Origin of the sequence: Streptococcus suis (assembly GCF_002960445.1) — a bacterium.
Classification (GTDB): domain Bacteria; phylum Bacillota; class Bacilli; order Lactobacillales; family Streptococcaceae; genus Streptococcus; species Streptococcus hyiners.
This window is the reverse complement of sequence record NZ_POJD01000293.1, coordinates 1-318: the sequence shown is the minus strand read 5'-3', so window position 1 is coordinate 318 and position 318 is coordinate 1. Positions and strand designations below refer to the sequence as shown.

Annotated in this window: 1 protein-coding gene; it reads right to left on the bottom strand. The window is 39.6% G+C overall.

From position 1 onward, the window contains the following. Window positions 1–318: FtsW/RodA/SpoVE family cell cycle protein (locus tag C1G53_RS10360; protein WP_161941413.1), on the bottom strand; the 318-nt coding region annotated here is incomplete at both ends.

The following is a 318-nucleotide window of genomic DNA, read 5'->3' as shown; positions in this document are numbered from 1 at the left end:
CCTGTTAAAGGTAACAAACCAGTTGCAGCGCCAACATTTTCAAACACATGGAACAAGAGCATCATGATATAGCCAGTTGATATGTAGGTGTAGTATCGATTGTTTGACTTCAACGTTACCCGCAGCATTCGATAAATGAGCAACAAGTATAGTCCAATCAATACCGTCCCACCAATAAAACCAAAGTCCTCTCCAATCACCGTAAAAATCATATCACTTTCTCGAACAGGTATAAGAAGATTTGTTTTATTGAAACCTAGTCCTTTTAAGCCACCACTTCCGATAGCTATCAAACTTTGAGCTTGCTGGTAGGTCGTT